The sequence below is a fragment of the Cupriavidus sp. DL-D2 genome (genome assembly GCF_039710735.1).
Lineage (GTDB): Bacteria > Pseudomonadota > Gammaproteobacteria > Burkholderiales > Burkholderiaceae > Cupriavidus.
On record NZ_JBDKXK010000038.1, the window covers coordinates 19,342 to 34,898 of the forward strand.

13 protein-coding genes are annotated in these 15,557 nt (G+C 64.9%); 9 read left to right on the forward strand and 4 right to left on the reverse strand.

From position 1 onward, the window contains the following. Together ABDB81_RS19615 and ABDB81_RS19620 are read right to left on the reverse strand one after the other, a co-directional pair. Nucleotides 1-1,254 (reverse strand): alkyl sulfatase dimerization domain-containing protein, encoded by a 1,254-nt coding sequence (locus ABDB81_RS19615; protein WP_346812983.1) that lies wholly within the window; start codon nt 1,252-1,254, stop codon nt 1-3. Between the two features lie 200 nt (nt 1,255-1,454). Continuing rightward, on the reverse strand, nt 1,455-2,411 hold the full coding sequence (locus ABDB81_RS19620; protein WP_137927215.1) for a LysR substrate-binding domain-containing protein: 957 nt from the start codon (nt 2,409-2,411) through the stop codon (nt 1,455-1,457). A 193-nt stretch (nt 2,412-2,604) separates the two neighbouring features. On the opposite strand from ABDB81_RS19620, the gene ABDB81_RS19625 reads away from it, so the two are divergent. From ABDB81_RS19625 to ABDB81_RS19650, 6 genes are all read left to right on the forward strand, one after another. Continuing rightward, complete coding sequence (locus ABDB81_RS19625) at nt 2,605-3,834, forward strand: CoA transferase (protein WP_346812984.1); 1,230 nt, start codon at nt 2,605-2,607, stop codon at nt 3,832-3,834. Beyond that, the gene (locus ABDB81_RS19630) at nt 3,831-4,550 is read left to right on the forward strand and encodes an enoyl-CoA hydratase/isomerase family protein (RefSeq protein WP_346812986.1); all 720 of its coding nucleotides are present in this window, start codon (nt 3,831-3,833) and stop codon (nt 4,548-4,550) included. The genes ABDB81_RS19625 and ABDB81_RS19630 overlap by 4 nt, the downstream gene beginning before the upstream one ends. After that, entirely contained in the window at nt 4,543-5,739 is a 1,197-nt protein-coding gene (locus ABDB81_RS19635; protein WP_346812987.1) for an acyl-CoA dehydrogenase family protein, read from the forward strand. The genes ABDB81_RS19630 and ABDB81_RS19635 overlap by 8 nt, the downstream gene beginning before the upstream one ends. A gap of 9 nt (nt 5,740-5,748) precedes the next feature. Then, nucleotides 5,749-6,918 carry an acyl-CoA dehydrogenase gene (locus ABDB81_RS19640; RefSeq protein WP_346812988.1) on the forward strand — a complete coding sequence of 390 codons (1,170 nt, stop codon included), beginning with the start codon at nt 5,749-5,751 and terminating at the stop codon, nt 6,916-6,918. A gap of 92 nt (nt 6,919-7,010) precedes the next feature. Then, nucleotides 7,011-8,009: a tripartite tricarboxylate transporter substrate binding protein gene (locus tag ABDB81_RS19645; protein WP_137927211.1), complete on the forward strand. Its 999-nt coding sequence runs from the start codon at nt 7,011-7,013 to the stop codon at nt 8,007-8,009. A 128-nt stretch (nt 8,010-8,137) separates the two neighbouring features. After that, on the forward strand, nt 8,138-9,175 hold the full coding sequence (locus ABDB81_RS19650; RefSeq protein WP_346813082.1) for a porin: 1,038 nt from the start codon (nt 8,138-8,140) through the stop codon (nt 9,173-9,175). Between the two features lie 88 nt (nt 9,176-9,263). On the opposite strand, the gene ABDB81_RS19655 is transcribed toward ABDB81_RS19650, so the two are convergent. Then, nucleotides 9,264-11,906, reverse strand: a complete 2,643-nt coding sequence (locus tag ABDB81_RS19655) for an EAL domain-containing protein (protein ID WP_346812989.1) — start codon at nt 11,904-11,906, stop codon at nt 9,264-9,266. Nucleotides 11,907-12,259: 353 nt separating this feature from the next. On the opposite strand from ABDB81_RS19655, the gene ABDB81_RS19660 reads away from it, so the two are divergent. Beyond that, nucleotides 12,260-13,054: an SDR family oxidoreductase gene (locus ABDB81_RS19660; RefSeq protein ID WP_346812990.1), complete on the forward strand. Its 795-nt coding sequence runs from the start codon at nt 12,260-12,262 to the stop codon at nt 13,052-13,054. Nucleotides 13,055-13,146: 92 nt separating this feature from the next. Here the strand turns inward: ABDB81_RS19660 and ABDB81_RS19665 are convergent, their stop codons facing one another. Beyond that, nucleotides 13,147-13,659 carry a cupin domain-containing protein gene (locus tag ABDB81_RS19665; RefSeq protein WP_137927208.1) on the reverse strand — a complete coding sequence of 171 codons (513 nt, stop codon included), beginning with the start codon at nt 13,657-13,659 and terminating at the stop codon, nt 13,147-13,149. Between the two features lie 290 nt (nt 13,660-13,949). On the opposite strand from ABDB81_RS19665, the gene ABDB81_RS19670 reads away from it, so the two are divergent. Both ABDB81_RS19670 and ABDB81_RS19675 read left to right on the forward strand, forming a co-directional pair. After that, entirely contained in the window at nt 13,950-15,122 is a 1,173-nt protein-coding gene (locus ABDB81_RS19670) for a molybdopterin-dependent oxidoreductase (RefSeq protein ID WP_346813085.1), read from the forward strand. An 11-nt stretch (nt 15,123-15,133) separates the two neighbouring features. Next, the gene (locus ABDB81_RS19675) at nt 15,134-15,499 is read left to right on the forward strand and encodes a cytochrome c (protein ID WP_346812992.1); all 366 of its coding nucleotides are present in this window, start codon (nt 15,134-15,136) and stop codon (nt 15,497-15,499) included. The last annotated feature ends 58 nt before the right edge of the window (nt 15,500-15,557 follow it).

Below are 15,557 nucleotides of genomic sequence, written 5' to 3' on the forward strand. Positions count from 1 at the left end.
TCAGTGGATGCCGAAGGTGTCGTCCGGGCGGTCTTCCAGCACCATCGCCGCCGCCACGTAGAGGCTGCGCGATACGTAGCTGCGCACCTCTTTCGCACGGGCGCGCAACCATTCGGCCTTGAGCTGGCGTGCCTCCACCGCATGGGGGTTATCAGCGGGTGCCTGCGCCAGCAGGTCGATCACATGCAGCGCGAGCTGGGTCTCCCCGCGTTCGGCCAGTGCCCGCGCGTGCCGCACGACGGCGCCGTGATCGCCAATGGCCGCTGCGATTTCGCGCGCTACGGCGTCGGGCGCGGCCGGATGCAGCGTAGTGGCATTGCGGTCCCACCAGCCGTTCTCGGAGCGGTAGATATCGCGCGCAATGTAGGTGGGATCGCCGTAGGTCGGCTGCATCCACGGCTGCTCGAAGAGATCGGCGGGCGGCTGCAGCGCGGCAAGCATCTCGCGCTCGTTGCAGCCCGCGTTCATCAGCCGCACCACTTCCTCACGCATCCAGCGCAGCGCCGCTGCGGTGTGCAGCAGCACTTGCTGGCAGGTGTCCGCGCCGTGCAGCGTGGCGCCGAACTCGCGGACCACGGTCTCGGGCTGCAGGCCGGCCAGGCGTTCCAGCGTTTCCGCCCAGCGTACCGTGTCGCGCATCGTGCGAAACGGCGTGCCGATGTTCGGGATGGAGTCGATGACGGCGGGGCCGCCGTATAGCAGACGGCTGCCCGGCAGCCACACGGCCACCGCATCGTCCGTCTCCGATGGCGCCCACAGGATCTCTGCACGCCGCGCTCCATGACCGACCGCGATGCCATCATGAAACGTCTCGGTGGGCGGGATATGCCGCAGTTTTCCGGCCAGTGCGCCACTGGCATGACGGAACTGGATCTCCGCCATGCGCTCCTGCATGCGCTGCGTGTCGCGGTAGCGGCGCTGACGCGCCAGTACGTTGGCGTGTGCCATCACGCGGGGTGCCGGCTCGCCGCGCTGCGCGGCATGGTCGAGCCACTGCTTCACGCCCGCGTTGTAGCCCAGATGGCCATGGCTGTAACAAAGCGCCAGCACCGGCAGTTGGGTCTGCGTGCGCAGTGCTTCGATCATCCCGGCTGTTACGCCGCCACCAGGACCGCTGTCGATCACCAGCAGCCCGCCGCCCACATCGGCCACGAAACTCTGGCCCTGCCCGTGCAGCAGCCAGATGCCGTCCCCGATGGCATCGATGCCACGCCCGGTAATCAATGCGGCGGGGCGATCCTCGATTGCGTTCATGTGTTCTCCCTCCCAGTTGGCGAAGGGATATTCACGCGCAGAAACGGGACTATATGCAGTGGGGAAAGTCCCTGCGCAGCCCGCCGCCGCAGCCGCGCGGGCAATGCTGGCGCGCCCTGGCGGGTGGTGAAGATTTTCAGGTGTGAACCAGCGGTTATCACCCGTGGCTGGCAAGGAGTTCCCGCCAGCGCGGGGCCGCGCTAGCCGACCGTTTCCGGCTTGCGCGGCACCTGGCGGCGCAGCGGGCTGTCGGGCATCTTGCTCAGGTAGTGCACTTCGCGGCGCAGCAGTTTCGCAAACTGCTCGGCCACCGGGGTCATCGGCGAATCGGCCCGATAGATCAGGCTGACGGCGTGGCTGGGCAGGGGGTCCTCGATGGGCAGCGCCACCAGGTTGGCACTGGCCAGCCGTCCGGGCACCAGTTGACGCGGCAGCAGGCACAGCAGCGAGCGGTCTTCCAGCAGGGTCTGGATCATGCCGATGGTGTCGCACCGCACCGCCACGCGGGGTAGCGGCAGATCGCGGGCGCGGAAGGCATCCATGATCGCGGCGCCGGGCCCGTGCATGCGCTGCCCGGTCAGTACCCAGTCCGAGCCCACCAGTTCACGCAGGGTCCGGGCGTTGCGCAGCGGGTGATCCCGATGCGCCACCACCACCGAATCGTTGTTGTACAAGGGCTCGCAGACGAATTCGCGCTCGATGCCCTCGTCCGGGATCGGGCTCACGGCCATGTCCATGACGCCGGCCCGAAGGTCGGTCAGATGGGCTGGATATACGCCGCTCTCGATGCACACCTGCACGTCGGGATGCTGGGCGCGAAAGCGCTTGAGCACGGCTGGCAGCAGCAGATGGGCCGGCCCGCCGGTTGCGCCAATGCGCACCACGCCGTTGCGTGTGCCCAGCATCTGCGCCATCTCGTCGGCCGCCTTGCGCGCCTCGCTGGCAATCAGCTGGGCGCGCCGCAGGAATGCCTCGCCATAGCGGGAGAGCACAACGCCGCGCGTGGTGCGGGTCAGCAGCGGCACATGGAGCTCTTCCTCCAGCATCCGGATGCTCTTGGTGATGGCCGGCGCCGATACGTCGCGCGCCTTGGCGCCGGCACGGATGCTGCCGTGCTCGGCTACAGCGATGAAGTCCTGAACCTGGCTCAGTCGCATGGTTTGTCTCCTGTCGCGGGCGTTCATGGCGACGCCCTGTCCGCCAGCATAGCGCCAACCATCCGGCTACGGGATTACCCCCGGTGATAACCGCTGGTTCACGCCGCAGCGATCTGGGAGGCTGCCGCGCCCGAACCAGGTGCCGCAAGATCCGTTTCATCGATGCCGTTCCAGGCATGCACACGGAAACAGGATGCAGACCCAGAAAGACCTGCCGCTCGCCGGCATTCGCGTGGTGGAGTTCGGCCAGTTCATCGCGGCGCCGGGTGCGGCGATGTTGCTGGCGGATCTTGGCGCCGACGTCATCAAGGTGGAGCCGCTGCGTGGAGACAGTGCGCGGCGCTTCGACGGCACGAGCGCGCAGAGCCCGATGTTCCTGGCCTACAACCGCGGCAAGCGCGCCATTGCACTGGACCTGCGCACGGCGTCAGGGCTGCAGGCCGCCCGCAAGCTGGCGCTGTCGTGCGATGTGGTCCTGCATAACGCGCGTCCCGGCTCGATGGAATCGCTCGGGCTGGACGCCGCCACATTGCGCGATGCCAAACCGGAACTGGTGCATGCCAGCGTGACCGGCTTCGGCACACAAGGGCCGTCGCGCCTGCGGCCGGGACTGGATATCGCGGCACAGGCCGAGAGCGGCATGATGTCCGTGACAGGCGAGGCCGGCGGCCCGCCGCTGAAAGCGGGCTTCGCGCTGATCGATGCCGCCACGGCACTGGCCACCGCCAACGCCATCGTGGTTGCACTATTCCGACGTTTCCGCACGGGGCATGGCGACACCATCGAGACATCGCTCCTGACCGTGGGCGTACATCTGCAGGCGCAGCTCTGGGCCGAGTACCAGTGCTCCGGCGCGCTGCCGGTACGCAGCGGCAACAGCCAGCCCAAGGCGGCGCCGGCCGCCGACGTGATCGAGGTAGCCGATGGTCACATCGTGCTCTCTGCCTACCTTGACGAACACTGGGCACGGCTTTGCACGGCAATTGGCCAGCCCGCGCTGGCCGGCGATTCGCGCTTCGCAAGCAACGCACTGCGTGTACAGAACCGGCCGGCCATGCTGGCGATTCTGCAGGACGCATTGCGAGATTTCGCCGGAGAGGATGCGCGTGCCTTGCTGGAGCGGCATCAGGTGGTGGTGGGCGTGGTGCGCGACTACCGACAGGTGGAGGCCAGCGCCGACGTGCGGGCCAATGCGCTGCTCATGGCGGTGGGCGATGGCCTGGGCGGCGAGATCGTGTTGCCGGGACTGCCGTTCCGCATGGGAGCAGCGGCGCAGGCTTCGACGCCAGTGGTACCTCGGCTCGGCGAGCATACGGCGCAAGTGCTGCGCGAACTTGGCTATGACGATGAATCCATCGCCGCCATGACGCGGAACGGAGCCATCGGCATCGACTCCGCATGTGAAGAAGGAGCGCAGGCATGACAGACGCATCCGCAGTCCTGATATCCCGCCACGATGGCTGGGCCGATCTCACGCTGAACCGTCCCGCAACGCGCAACGCCATCGACATGGCCACGGCGGAAGCCCTCGCGGACGCGATTCTCGCGCTGGAGGCCGACGCCACGGTCCGGGCCATCGTCCTGCACGGCGCAAACGGCGCGTTCTGCTCCGGCCTGGACCTGCAGGCCATCAAGGGCCATGCGGAGGGCCTCGCCGGATTCGCGGTGCGCTGGGATCGCGTGCACGCCGCACTGATCGCCAGCCGCAAGGTGTGGATCGTGGCACTCGAACGCCACGCCGTGAATGGCGGCGCCGCACTGGCACTGGCGGCCGACCTGCTGGTGTGCGGGGAGGGCGCCTTCATGCAGATTGCCGAAATCCGCATCGGCATGAACGCACCGCGCAACATTGCCTGGCTGGCCTTGCGGCACGGCGAGGCAGTGGCCGCGCGGCTGTGCCTGCTCGGCGAACGCGTGCCCGCGACGGAATTGCTGCGGCTCGGTGTTGCCACGGAAGTCGTTGCCGATGGCGACGTGCTGGCGCGCGCACGGGACATGGCAGCACAGGTGGGCGGCTTTCCGGCAGCGACGGTGCAGGCCGTCAAAGGCACGCTGCGCGCCGCCAGCGCGCGCATGGCGGCGGCCCACTGGTTCGACGCTTGCCGCAATGCCGAACCCGTGGAGGTCCAGCATGGATGAATTCGCCACGCTGCGCCACGACGTGCGCGCATTCATCGCCGAAGCCCTGCCAGCACGGGTACGCGAGAAAGTGCGGCTGGGGCTCGAAGTCAGCAAGGAGGAAATGGTGGACTGGCAACGTCGGCTCGCGGAGCGCGGCTGGCTGGCGCCGCATTGGCCGGAAGCGTGGCAGGGCCAGGGATGGAGCGCAGCGCGGCGCGCGGTGCTGCAGGAGGAACTGGTGCTGGCCCACGCGCCCGAGACGGGCGGGATTTCAATCGAGATGATCGGCCCGATCCTGATCCATCACGGCACGCCAGCGCAGCAGCAGTATTTCCTGCCGCGCATCCTGAACCAGGAGCACTGGTGGTGCCAGGGGTACTCGGAGCCGAACGCGGGCTCGGACCTGGCTTCTCTGACCACGCGTGCCGAGCGCCACACCCGTGCGGACGGATCGACTTTCTACCGCGTCAACGGCAGCAAGATCTGGACGTCGTACGCGCAGTACGCCGACTGGATCTTTTGCCTTGTGCGCACCGATACCGAAGCCCGCGCACAGGAGGGCATCAGCTTCCTGCTGATCGACATGCGCAGCCCCGGCGTCAGCGTACGACCGCTGATCGGCATCCATGGCTGGCAGTTGTTCAACCAGGTGTTTCTGGACGATGTGGAAGTGCCGGTGGAGATGCGCGTCGGCGAGGAAAACGCAGGCTGGTCGATTGCCAAATCGCTGCTCGAGCACGAGCGTCTGAACCTCTCGCGCGTGGCCGAGAACCGCCGTCGTCTGGCAAAGGTGCGGGCCATCGGCAACGAAGTCATGGAAGCCGGGGAACCGCTGCGGAATCGCCCGTGGTTTGCCCAACGGTTTCATGCGCTGGAGGTGCGACTGGAAACCCTGGCGGCCACGGTGCTGCGCTTCCGCCATCTGGAGCGGCAGGGCGGGGCGCTCGGTCCCGAGACCGGAATGCTGAAACTGCTGGGTAGCCAGTTGATTCAGGACATCGAGAACCTGGCGGTCGACGCGCTGGGCCCCGACACCCTGGCCTACGACCGCGTGGCGCACTTCGAACCCGCAGATCTCGAACCGGGCCGGTCACCCTACGCGGCGGCAGCCTCCGCGCGGCGCTTTGTGACGCGCGGCTACACGATTGCCGGCGGCACCAGCGAGATCCAGCACGAGCTGCTGGCCAAGCAGGTGCTCGGGCTTTGAGGTCCAACGATGACGACACACACATTCATGCCTGAAGACGACGATATCGAGGCACGTCGCATATTGCTGGACAGCGTGGCGCGCTTTGTGGAACGCGACTATGGCTTTGTACAGCGCAAGGCTGCCATGGCGGAGCCGCACGGTTTCTCGCAATCGGCCTGGCGCCAGTTCGCGGAGATGGGATGGTTGTCGCTCGGCCTGCCGGAAGCATGCGGCGGCATGGGCAGCGCGATGGATCAGGCAGCAATGGCCGAAGCACTGGGACGCGCCTTGCCTGTGGAACCCTGGATCTCCAACACCGCGTTATGCGCGCCGCTGCTGGCCGGCTCGGGTCAGCCAGCCCACCTTGCGACGGCGCAGGAGATTGCCGAAGGGCACACCTTCGCCGCGCTGGCGTGTCACGAATTGCAGGGACGCCACGACGCGTTCGACATCGCCACGCATGCCCGCCAGCGGCCCGACGGCACATGGCAGATCGATGGCAGCAAGACGCTGGTACTCGGCGGAGGCTGCGCCGACATCCTGCTCGTGCTGGCACGCACGGACGGCGGGCAGCGCGAACGACATGGCCTGACATTGTTCGCGGTGCCCGCCAGTACGCGCGGCGTGAGCATCCAGGGCTATCCGACCTACGACGGACGGCAGACCGCCACCGTGACGCTGCGGCGCATATCCGTTGGCGATGATGCGCGGATCGGCCCCGTCAGTGAGGCATGGCCGATGGTGGAAGCGGCACTCGACCGCGCCACGGTCATGGCCTGCGCCGATGCCGTGGGCGCCATGACGCGCGCGTTCGACCTGACACGCGAATACGTGATGACCCGCCGTCAGTTTGGCCGTGCCCTCAGTGCCAACCAGGTGGTGCGCCACCGGCTGGTGGACCTGTACGTCAGCATCGAACAGGCGCGCGCCATCACCGAGGCCGCGGCCGCCGCGCTGGACGCCGATCCCGTCGCACGCTCGCGCGCGGTGTCGTATGCCAAGGCTTTTGTCTCGGATGCTGGCCGCGCACTGGGCGAGCAGGCCGTGCAGTTGCACGGCGCCATCGGCATGACCGACGAGGTGGAAGTGGGGCACTGCTACAAGCGGCTGGCCGCGCAGGCCAATCTGTTCGGCGATGCCGCGTGGCATCTGGCGCGGCTCGCCGCCATCGAATCCGCGGCCCGGGCGCCTGCCTGAGCCGCGTCACACCAGGCGGGCGGACGCCTGTTCACGATACGCCGGCCATGTACCGGCATGAGCGGCCAATGCGCCGTGACGGAGACAGCAACATGCATAGCCAGAAACCTGGCGCCCGCATGGCCTTGCCGGCCATTGCAGCGGCGCTGGTGTGTGCCGGAGCCGGTGCAGCCCATGCCGACACCGCACCTTATCCCAATCGTCCGATCCGTGTGCTCGTGCCATCCGGCGCGGGCAGCGTGACCGACCAGACTGCCCGGCTGGTGGCGGAGCGGCTCTCGGTGGCGCTGAAGAAACCGGTGGTGGTGGACAACCGTCCCGGCGCCAACGGCATCATCGCCAGCGAGATGGTGGCGCGCGCCGAGCCCGACGGGTACACGCTGCTGTTCACCTACTCGGCCACGATGACCGTGAACCCGTGGACCACGGCGAGCCTGCCCTATGACCCGGTAAAGGACTTCACCCCGATTGCGCGGCCCAGCGCTCCGGGCGGCAACCTGCTGGCGGTCACGTCCACCGTGCCGGTGCACAACCTCAAGGAACTGATCGCCTACGTCAAGGCGAGCCCCACGGAGCTGGCGTACTGCTCGTGGGGCGTGGGATCGGGTGGCCATCTGGCGATGGAGTATCTGAAAGCCAAGACCGGCATCCGGGTGCGCCACGTACCGTACAAGACAGCCGTCCAGTGCACCAATGACCTGGCGGCCGGGCACGTGACCATTGCGTTCACGGATTCCATGTCGGCCCTTCCGCATCTGAAGTCGGGGCGCATTCGCGGCGTGGCCGTGTCTGGTCCCGAACGCCTGTTGCCCGCGCCCAATGTGCCCACCATGGGCGAGCAGGGCGTGCCCTTCGAACAGGCGAGCTGGCTGGCGCTGTTCGGGCCCAAGGGTCTGCCCACACCCATCGTTTCGCGTCTGAATGCCGAGGTGAATCGCATCCTGCAATCGCGCGAGGAACAGCAGCGCTTTGCGTCGATGTACCTGAAGCCAGGCAAGCCCTCCACGCCCGACGATCTCGGCCAGCTCGTACGCGCCGATCTGGCCGCCTGGGGCGATGTGGTGAAGATCGCGGGCGTCACGCCGCAGTAGCGATACGAATACGCAGGACACAAAACACAGAACACAAAACACAAAACACAAAACACAGAACGGGAGACAGCAGCGTGAGAGAGAAGAACGGAAGCCAATGGTTGTCTGGCGCGGCGCTCGGTACAAGCCTGGGCCTCGGCACTTGCCTGGCACTAGCCAGCGGCGGGGCCACGGCCATGACGGTGCAGTTGTTCGGCGTGGCCGACGCGTCGATCGAGTATGCGAAGGGTTCGCAAAGCGTGGTACGGATGCGTGAGGGCCAGCAGGCGGCGTCCCGTTGGGGGCTGCGTGGCATCGAGGACCTGGGCGGTGGCACCAAGGCCAACTTCCTGGTCGAGTCCGGTTTCAACATCGATACCGGCGCCGAGTTCTTCGGCAATGGCCGCCTGTTCGGCCGCCAGTCGTGGATGGGACTGTCCAACAACACCTGGGGCGAAATCCGGCTGGGCAGGCAGTACACGCCGTCGTTCTATGCATTGCTGCGGCTGGACCCGTTCCTGCTGAACGGGATGGTGTCGCCATTCAACCTGTTGAGCGCCACGGCGTCGCAGGGCACCGGCCACGTGGCGTATGGCGCGCGCTTCGACAATGCCGTGCAGTACTTCTCGCCCAACTGGGGTGGCTTCGCGTTCGGTGCGGCCGTGGCGCCGGGCGAGGTACCGGGCAATCCGCGCTCGGGCACCAACTTCGGCATGAACGCGACGTATGAAGCCGGCAACGCATATGCGTTCTACAGCTACCAGGGCATGTACACCGGCACCAACCTGCCGCAGGTGCCCACCGTGCTGACGTCGAACCACTTCCTGGGTGGCTCGTACCGTTTCAAGCCCGTAGAGGTCGGATTGCTGCTCGCGCAGGCCAGCAGCAAGCTCGCCGCGACACGGGTGGCGCGGCACTACGGCATCACGTTCAGCTGGAACGTCACGCAGAAAGACACGTTCAAGGCCGTGGCGATCAAGCGGCAGATACTGGGTGGCGGCGAGCGTCCCTGGAGCATGACCATCGGCTGGGACCACGATCTCAGCAAGCGCACCACCGCCTACCTGCGCGCGGTCTACGTGCATAACAGTCCTGGGGGCAGCGTGACCAACAACAGCATCGCCATCGATCCCGGCAGCGGCGACGATGCACGCTCGATCAGCGTGGGCCTGCGTCACCGGTTCTGACCGACGGCTGGCGAGCCATCCCGGCCGCGTTGCTGGAGGCGTTCGGCGGGAAGGGGACCGCCAGTGACTGCGCCAGCGAGGCATTGGCTCAAGTTACGGCACTCACGAATGCCTCGAAGGCGCTGGCTTCCACCGGCGGACAGAAGAAGTAGCCTTGACCGTAGTCGCAGCCGGCAGCCACCAGGATGTCGCGCTGCGACTCGGTTTCCACGCCCTCGGCAATCACGCGGATACGCAGCGCATGCGCCATGCTGATGATGGCCCGGCACAGGGCCACATCGTCCGGACCGCGCGTCAGTGAACGGATGAAGGACCGGTCGATCTTGATGTAGTCGATATCCAGGCGGCGCAGGTACGACAAGGACGAATAGCCCGTCCCAAAGTCGTCGAGCGCGATCTCGATGCCCGCGGCCTGGAAGCGAGAGAGCTGATCCATGGCATCGTTGCTTTGCTCCATCAGCGAGCCTTCGGTAATCTCGATGACAAGACCGCCCACCGGCACCTTCCGGCGCTCGATCATGCTGGACCAGGACTCGGGGCCGCTCGCCGGCGCGCGGAACTCGATAGGGGATTTGTTGACCGATATCTGGAAGTCCTTGCCCAGCAGCGCCTGCCAGCGCGCGAGCTGATCCACGGCCTCCGCCAGTACCCAGCGGCCAATATCGATAATGAGGCCGGACTCCTCCGCAACCGCGATGAAGTCCGCCGGAGGGATGGGTCCACGCAGCGGGTGGTTCCAGCGAATGAGGGCTTCCGCCTTGCAGACCTTGCCTGTGCGCAAATCGACGATGGGCTGGTAATGCAGCGCGAACTGGTTCGACGCGAGCGCCGTACGGAGGTCCTGTGTGATGCGCAGACGCTCCCGCTCGGCTTGCAGCAGGGATTGGGTGAACACCTTCCAGCGATTGCGGCCTTCCTCCTTGGCGGCAAACATCGCGTGGTCGGCGTACACCAGCAGGGCCTCGGCATCGTCGGCATCCTTTGGGAACGTTGCCACGCCAATGCTCGCGGACACCTCCACAAGCTCGCCGGCCAGGCGATAGGGCGCTGCGATCTGCTTGAGGATTGCCTCGGCGATGTTCGCGGCAACGCCGGCGTCGCCCACCTCGGGCAGGATCACCGTGAACTCGTCGCCGGCCAGCCGCGCGACGGTGTCCGATGCGCGCACCGATCCGGCAATGCGTCGCGCCGCCTCAAGCAGCAGGAGGTCGCCCTGATCGTGGCCAAGGGTATCGTTCACTTCCTTGAACCGATCCAGGTCGATGAACAACAGGGCCAGCACATTCTGCGTGCCGCGCGAACGCTCGATCTCTTGCTCCAGGCGTCCGAAAAACAGGCGGCGGTTGGGGAGGTCCGTCAGCGCGTCGAAGTTTGCCTGATGCCGGATGACTTCCTCCGCCTGGCGTTTCTCGGTGATGTCATGGATCAGCGCGACGCGACGGCGCTCCCCATACGCGTGGTGCAGATAGGTGTCCACGGTCAGGTAGGCAGGAAACTCGCTGCCGTCCTTGCAACGAATCGAAAATTCGCCGCTCCAACTGCCCTTGGCTTTTAGCGAGGCCCGCAGGCGTTCGACCAGCCCGGCCGCATTGGCAGTGCCGTTGAGGCAATACCCTGGGCGGCCCCTGATCTCTTCGGCGGCATAGCCCGTGGCCGTGGCAAAGGCCGGATTCACATCGATAATGGTGCCGTCGAGCGACGTCACTACCATGGCCTCGCTGCTGGATGAATAGACGATGGAGGCCAGCCGCATCTCCTCCAGATGGCGCCGTCGCTCGGCCATGGAGCGGCGCAGGCTGTAGTACAGCAGGCCAAGCAGCAGTGTGGAAGCAATCGCACCGGCAAATGCCACGCGCCGATAGACCTTGTATGGCGCCAGCACCAGATCCACCGACTGACCCACCACGAAATTGAGCTCGAACTCCGGCACGCGAGAGTATCCGAAGACCCGTTCGATGTTCTCCGAGGCCGACACCGCGCGGAAGCTGCCGGACTGGGGCGAATCGCTCGCAAGGTAGGGCCGGTTGCTGACCGCCCTGGCAAGCGAACCCTCCAGCGCCGGCAAGCGCGCAAGAATCTGGCCGGAATTCTTGATAACCGACGCCACCTCACCCTCGCGGTTTGTGAACGTCTGCGCAAAGCTTGCGAACTGCTCCGGACTGACGGAGACCACGATGACGCCATCGAAGCGGCCGTCGCGCAGGATAGGGCGCGTAAACTGGATCGACCACTTGCGCGAGACTTTGCCCTTCACCGGATCGCTGATGAATAGCGTGTCCCGCCCACCCGCGTTCTGATGAAACCGGAAATGCTCGCGGTCGCTGAGATCGACCCTCTCGCCAGCAGTCGGCGGAGCGATGGACGAGTAGATGAGCAGCCCGTGCTTGTCGATCACTGCTACCTGGAACGACAGGTCCACGACCAGGTTCTGCCGCTCGCGCACCATGTTGACGAACCCCGTCTCGCCCACCAGCCAACCGGCCCGCAACGCAAGAAGGAATTCCGAGAGCCTCAGGATGCTGGATTTCGAGTACGCGCCAAAGGCCACCGCTTCCGCTTGCGTGCGTGTAGCGGCATCGCGCAGCAAGCGGTCCCGCTCGTTCACGAGCTGGAACGTCGCAAACGCCCATGTTGCGATCAACCATGCCGCCGCCGCCAGATTCAACGGGGAAAATATCTGACGTAGTCGATGAAGGGCTTTGCCATTCAGGATGGTCGAACGTTCTGGCATCAAATGGGTCTTGCCGCGCTGCGAAGAATCGTTGTCGATAGCAGGCTAGTCGAGGTGAGCCAAGCCGACAAGCATTACCGCCGCGGCCTGGACGTCCTCGCGTGAAGTCGACTTTCCTGCGTCGAAAACATCACGTCACCGTCCTTTTTCAACTGTATGTTTCCTGCCTGCGGGGCTGAAAGCGGTGATAGCGTTGAATCAGGAAGTTCAACGGCCATCCCCTGGCGAAATTTAGGCAATCCGTTATCGCCAGCAGAATGACCGCCTGAACGAGGCGAGTGCCAGGCGAGGGGGGGCTCTGACGATTGGCCGTCATCGTGCTAGGGTTCGCCCATGACAATCTGGAGGCAAACATGGACCTGGACCTTGGCGGCAAGCGTGTGTTGATTACCGGGGGCAGTCGTGGCATCGGCCTGGCCTGCGCCAGAGCCTTCCTGCGCGAGGGCGCAAAGGTTGCGATTGTCGGACGTAGCGAGACAAATCTTTCGGCAGCGCTGACCACACTGGCTGGCGATTTTCCAGCCGCTAACGTGGTGTCCGCGTCCGCCGACCTCATCGACGCGAAAAGCGCGGAGCGTGCGGTGGATGACGTTGTGGCCGCGCTAGGCGGTATCGATATCCTCGTGACATCGGCGGGCGGCGCGCGTCGGACCCCTTTCACGGATCTCACCCCACAAGCATGGCGCGATGCCATGGATGCGAAGTATTTCAGCTACATCAATGTCATCGATCCGGTCATCAAGCGGATGGGACAGGCAGGCAGTGGCGCGATCGTCAACATTGTGGGGATGGGTGGCAAGGTCCCCAGCCCAACCCATTTGCCGGGTGGCGCAGCCAACGCCGCCCTGATGCTGGCGACGGCAGGGCTGGCAAACGCCTACGGACGATCTGGCGTGCGGGTCAATGCGGTCAATCCTTCCGTCACCCGTACGGAAAGACTCAACCAGGGGCTGGAGGCCGAAGCGAAACTGGCCGGCACGACCATCGAAGAGGCGCTGCGCAAAGCCAATGACCGCACCGGGCCGGGAAGGCTGGCGAAGCCCGAGGAAATCGCAGATGCCGTGCTGTTCCTCGCATCGGCGCGCGCCAGCTACATCTCCGGCGCCATACTTTCGATCGATGGTGCCACCACACCGCTTGTGGTCTGAACGTTTGCGGTCTGAACACGGGCGACGGCAAATCCGGTCAGCCCGTTACAACGCGGCAGAGCAGGGCGCGCGTATCCGGGCCAATGCGTGACCTAACAGCGGATCAGCCGCCTCAGAACCTCCGCATGCCCGGGATGCGCTGTCGTGATCGACGCGACATCCGCAAGCTCGAACTCACTGAACTCGAACCCGGGCGCCACCGTACAACCCGCCAAGGAATAGCCAGCGCCGCCGCTGGCACCCGGCACACGTTCCGCGGCAAACCAGCAGCCAGCGGGCACCACGGCCTGAAAGACCGTATCCGGATCCACCAACGGATTCCCGAGCCGATGCGTGACCAGCGTTCCGGCCGAATCCAGCCAGTGCACATGAAGCGGATCACCAGCGTAGAAGTGCCAGATCTCATCCGAGCGAATACGGTGCCACGCTGAATACGCCGCATCGCAAAGCAGGTAGTAGATCGCCGTGGACGCTGAACGCGCTTCACCATCAACGGTACGCGTCACGCGCGCCTCGTCACGATAAGTCTCACGGTAAAAGCCGCCCTCGGGGTGCGGCACCAGGCCAAGCTGCGCAATCAGGCGCTGTTGCGGAGTGTCTGACATCTTGAATATGCGAACCGGGAAGGCAGCCATCATAGCTGCCCAAAGCCGAGAAAGCCGAGAAAGCCGAGAACGCCCTCACCGGAATTGCAGGGATGTGGAGGCGCGGCATTATTAAAGAAATCGATCAGGCATACAAGAAAAGCAAGTTAGACCCACACGTGCTTTCGCCGTTACGCTCCATATGGATAAGCAGGTAAGACCACAGGAGACACCCTATGAAAACTCACTCCCAACCGGTGACCAGCGTTCCACGGCGCCGGCACTTTCTGGCGCGCGGTGCCGCATTGGCCATGGGAGGCCTGTTGGGCGCCCATGGCAGGTCAATTCTCGCCGCGCAGCTCGGACGGGACATGCCCTTTGAGAACGGGCACCGTGAACTTGTCGCATTTCCCCAGAAGCGGCCACTGATCCTGCTGACGAATCGACCGCCGCAGTTGGAAACGCCTTTCGAGATTTTCAATGAAGGGCCAATTACCCCGAACGATGCCTTTTTCGTGCGCTACCACTGGAGCGGCATCCCGACGTCCATCGATGCTGCGACGTATCGGCTCAAGATTGACGGGCATGTCGGACGACCCCTGGAATTGAGTCTCGGCGAATTGCGCAAGATGGGCAAGACGGTTGAAGTTGTCGCCGTAAACCAGTGCTCGGGAAACAGTCGCGGTTTCTTCTCACCTCGCGTGAATGGCGGCCAGTTGGGTAACGGTGCCATGGGAAACGCGCGTTGGACAGGAATTCCCCTTCGTACGGTGCTGGAAAAGGCGGGGGTGAAATCAGGCGCAGTGGCGGTGTCGTTCGACGGGCTCGACCGGCCGCCACTGGAAGGCGGACCCGATTTCATGAAGGCATTGACGCTGGACCATGCGATGGACGGAGAAGTCATGCTCGCATGGCAGATGAATGGCAAGGACTTGCCGTTCCTCAACGGCTATCCCCTGCGTCTGGTGGTGCCAGGCTACTACGGGACTTACTGGGTCAAGCACCTCTCCCATATTGAAGTCCTCGACAAGCCGTTCGACGGGTTCTGGGTCAAGTCGGCGTACCGCATCCCGAAGAATGACTGCGCTTGCGTGGAGCCAGGGACGACGCCCAGCGAGACCGTGCCGATTGGCCGATTCAACGTCCGATCGTTCATCACCAGCCACGGCCACAACCAGACCCTGCGCGCGGATGCGAAGACCACGATCAAAGGCATCGCGTTCGACGGTGGTAGCGGCATCGCGGAGGTTTCGCTTTCCGACGACGGGGGCAAGACGTGGCACCCGACAACGCTCGGGAAGGATCTGGGAAAGTACTCATTTCGGGAGTGGCGCATCGATTATCGGCCCTCCAGGAAGGGCAATCTCGAGCTCTGCGTGAGAGCCCGCAGCCGGGCGGGAGAGATCCAGCCCATGACGCCGCGCTGGAACCCCGCCGGCTATATGCGCAATGTCGTGGAAGTCACGCAGGTTGTGGTGATCTGAGGGAGCGCGCGATGAAAACAACTCGAGTCGTCATTGCCATCGCCGCCGCAGCGCTCGCCAGTTCCTTGGCCTGGGCCGCGCCTAAAGAAATCAAGTTGCCGCAGGAGACTGCCATTTACAAGCCGAGCACCCTGCCAGGTTACAACCTCGCATTGCAAAACTGCATGACTTGCCATTCGGCGCAGTACGTCAGTACACAGCCATCCACTTCACCCCGCGCCTATTGGGATGCAACGGTAAAGAAGATGAAGAAGCCTTTCGGTGCGCCGCTGAAGGATGAGGACGTCGAGCCCATCGTGGACTACCTCGTCAAGACATATGGTGCGGAGGCGAAGAAGACGGCAGCCAAGGAGGCGTCTGCAGCCACCCCGCACTAATACGGTGGCCAGATCGCGTGGCTACTCAAGATAAAAATCCTTGCCTGGACGAGGCGCG

Excerpts from the sequence above, each read along its gene's own strand:
- ABDB81_RS19675 (WP_346812992.1), top strand. The coding sequence starts at position 15,134 with ATGAAAACAACTCGAGTCGTCATTGCCATCGCCGCCGCAGCGCTCGCC.
- ABDB81_RS19625 (WP_346812984.1), top strand. The coding sequence starts at position 2,605 with ATGCAGACCCAGAAAGACCTGCCGCTCGCCGGCATTCGCGTGGTGGAG.
- ABDB81_RS19655 (WP_346812989.1), bottom strand. The coding sequence starts at position 11,906 with ATGCCAGAACGTTCGACCATCCTGAATGGCAAAGCCCTTCATCGACTA.
- ABDB81_RS19645 (WP_137927211.1), top strand. The coding sequence starts at position 7,011 with ATGCATAGCCAGAAACCTGGCGCCCGCATGGCCTTGCCGGCCATTGCA.
- ABDB81_RS19670 (WP_346813085.1), top strand. The coding sequence starts at position 13,950 with ATGGGAGGCCTGTTGGGCGCCCATGGCAGGTCAATTCTCGCCGCGCAG.
- ABDB81_RS19630 (WP_346812986.1), top strand. The coding sequence starts at position 3,831 with ATGACAGACGCATCCGCAGTCCTGATATCCCGCCACGATGGCTGGGCC.
- ABDB81_RS19620 (WP_137927215.1), bottom strand. The coding sequence starts at position 2,411 with ATGCGACTGAGCCAGGTTCAGGACTTCATCGCTGTAGCCGAGCACGGC.
- ABDB81_RS19635 (WP_346812987.1), top strand. The coding sequence starts at position 4,543 with ATGGATGAATTCGCCACGCTGCGCCACGACGTGCGCGCATTCATCGCC.
- ABDB81_RS19640 (WP_346812988.1), top strand. The coding sequence starts at position 5,749 with ATGACGACACACACATTCATGCCTGAAGACGACGATATCGAGGCACGT.
- ABDB81_RS19615 (WP_346812983.1), bottom strand. The coding sequence starts at position 1,254 with ATGAACGCAATCGAGGATCGCCCCGCCGCATTGATTACCGGGCGTGGC.
- ABDB81_RS19660 (WP_346812990.1), top strand. The coding sequence starts at position 12,260 with ATGGACCTGGACCTTGGCGGCAAGCGTGTGTTGATTACCGGGGGCAGT.
- ABDB81_RS19665 (WP_137927208.1), bottom strand. The coding sequence starts at position 13,659 with ATGTCAGACACTCCGCAACAGCGCCTGATTGCGCAGCTTGGCCTGGTG.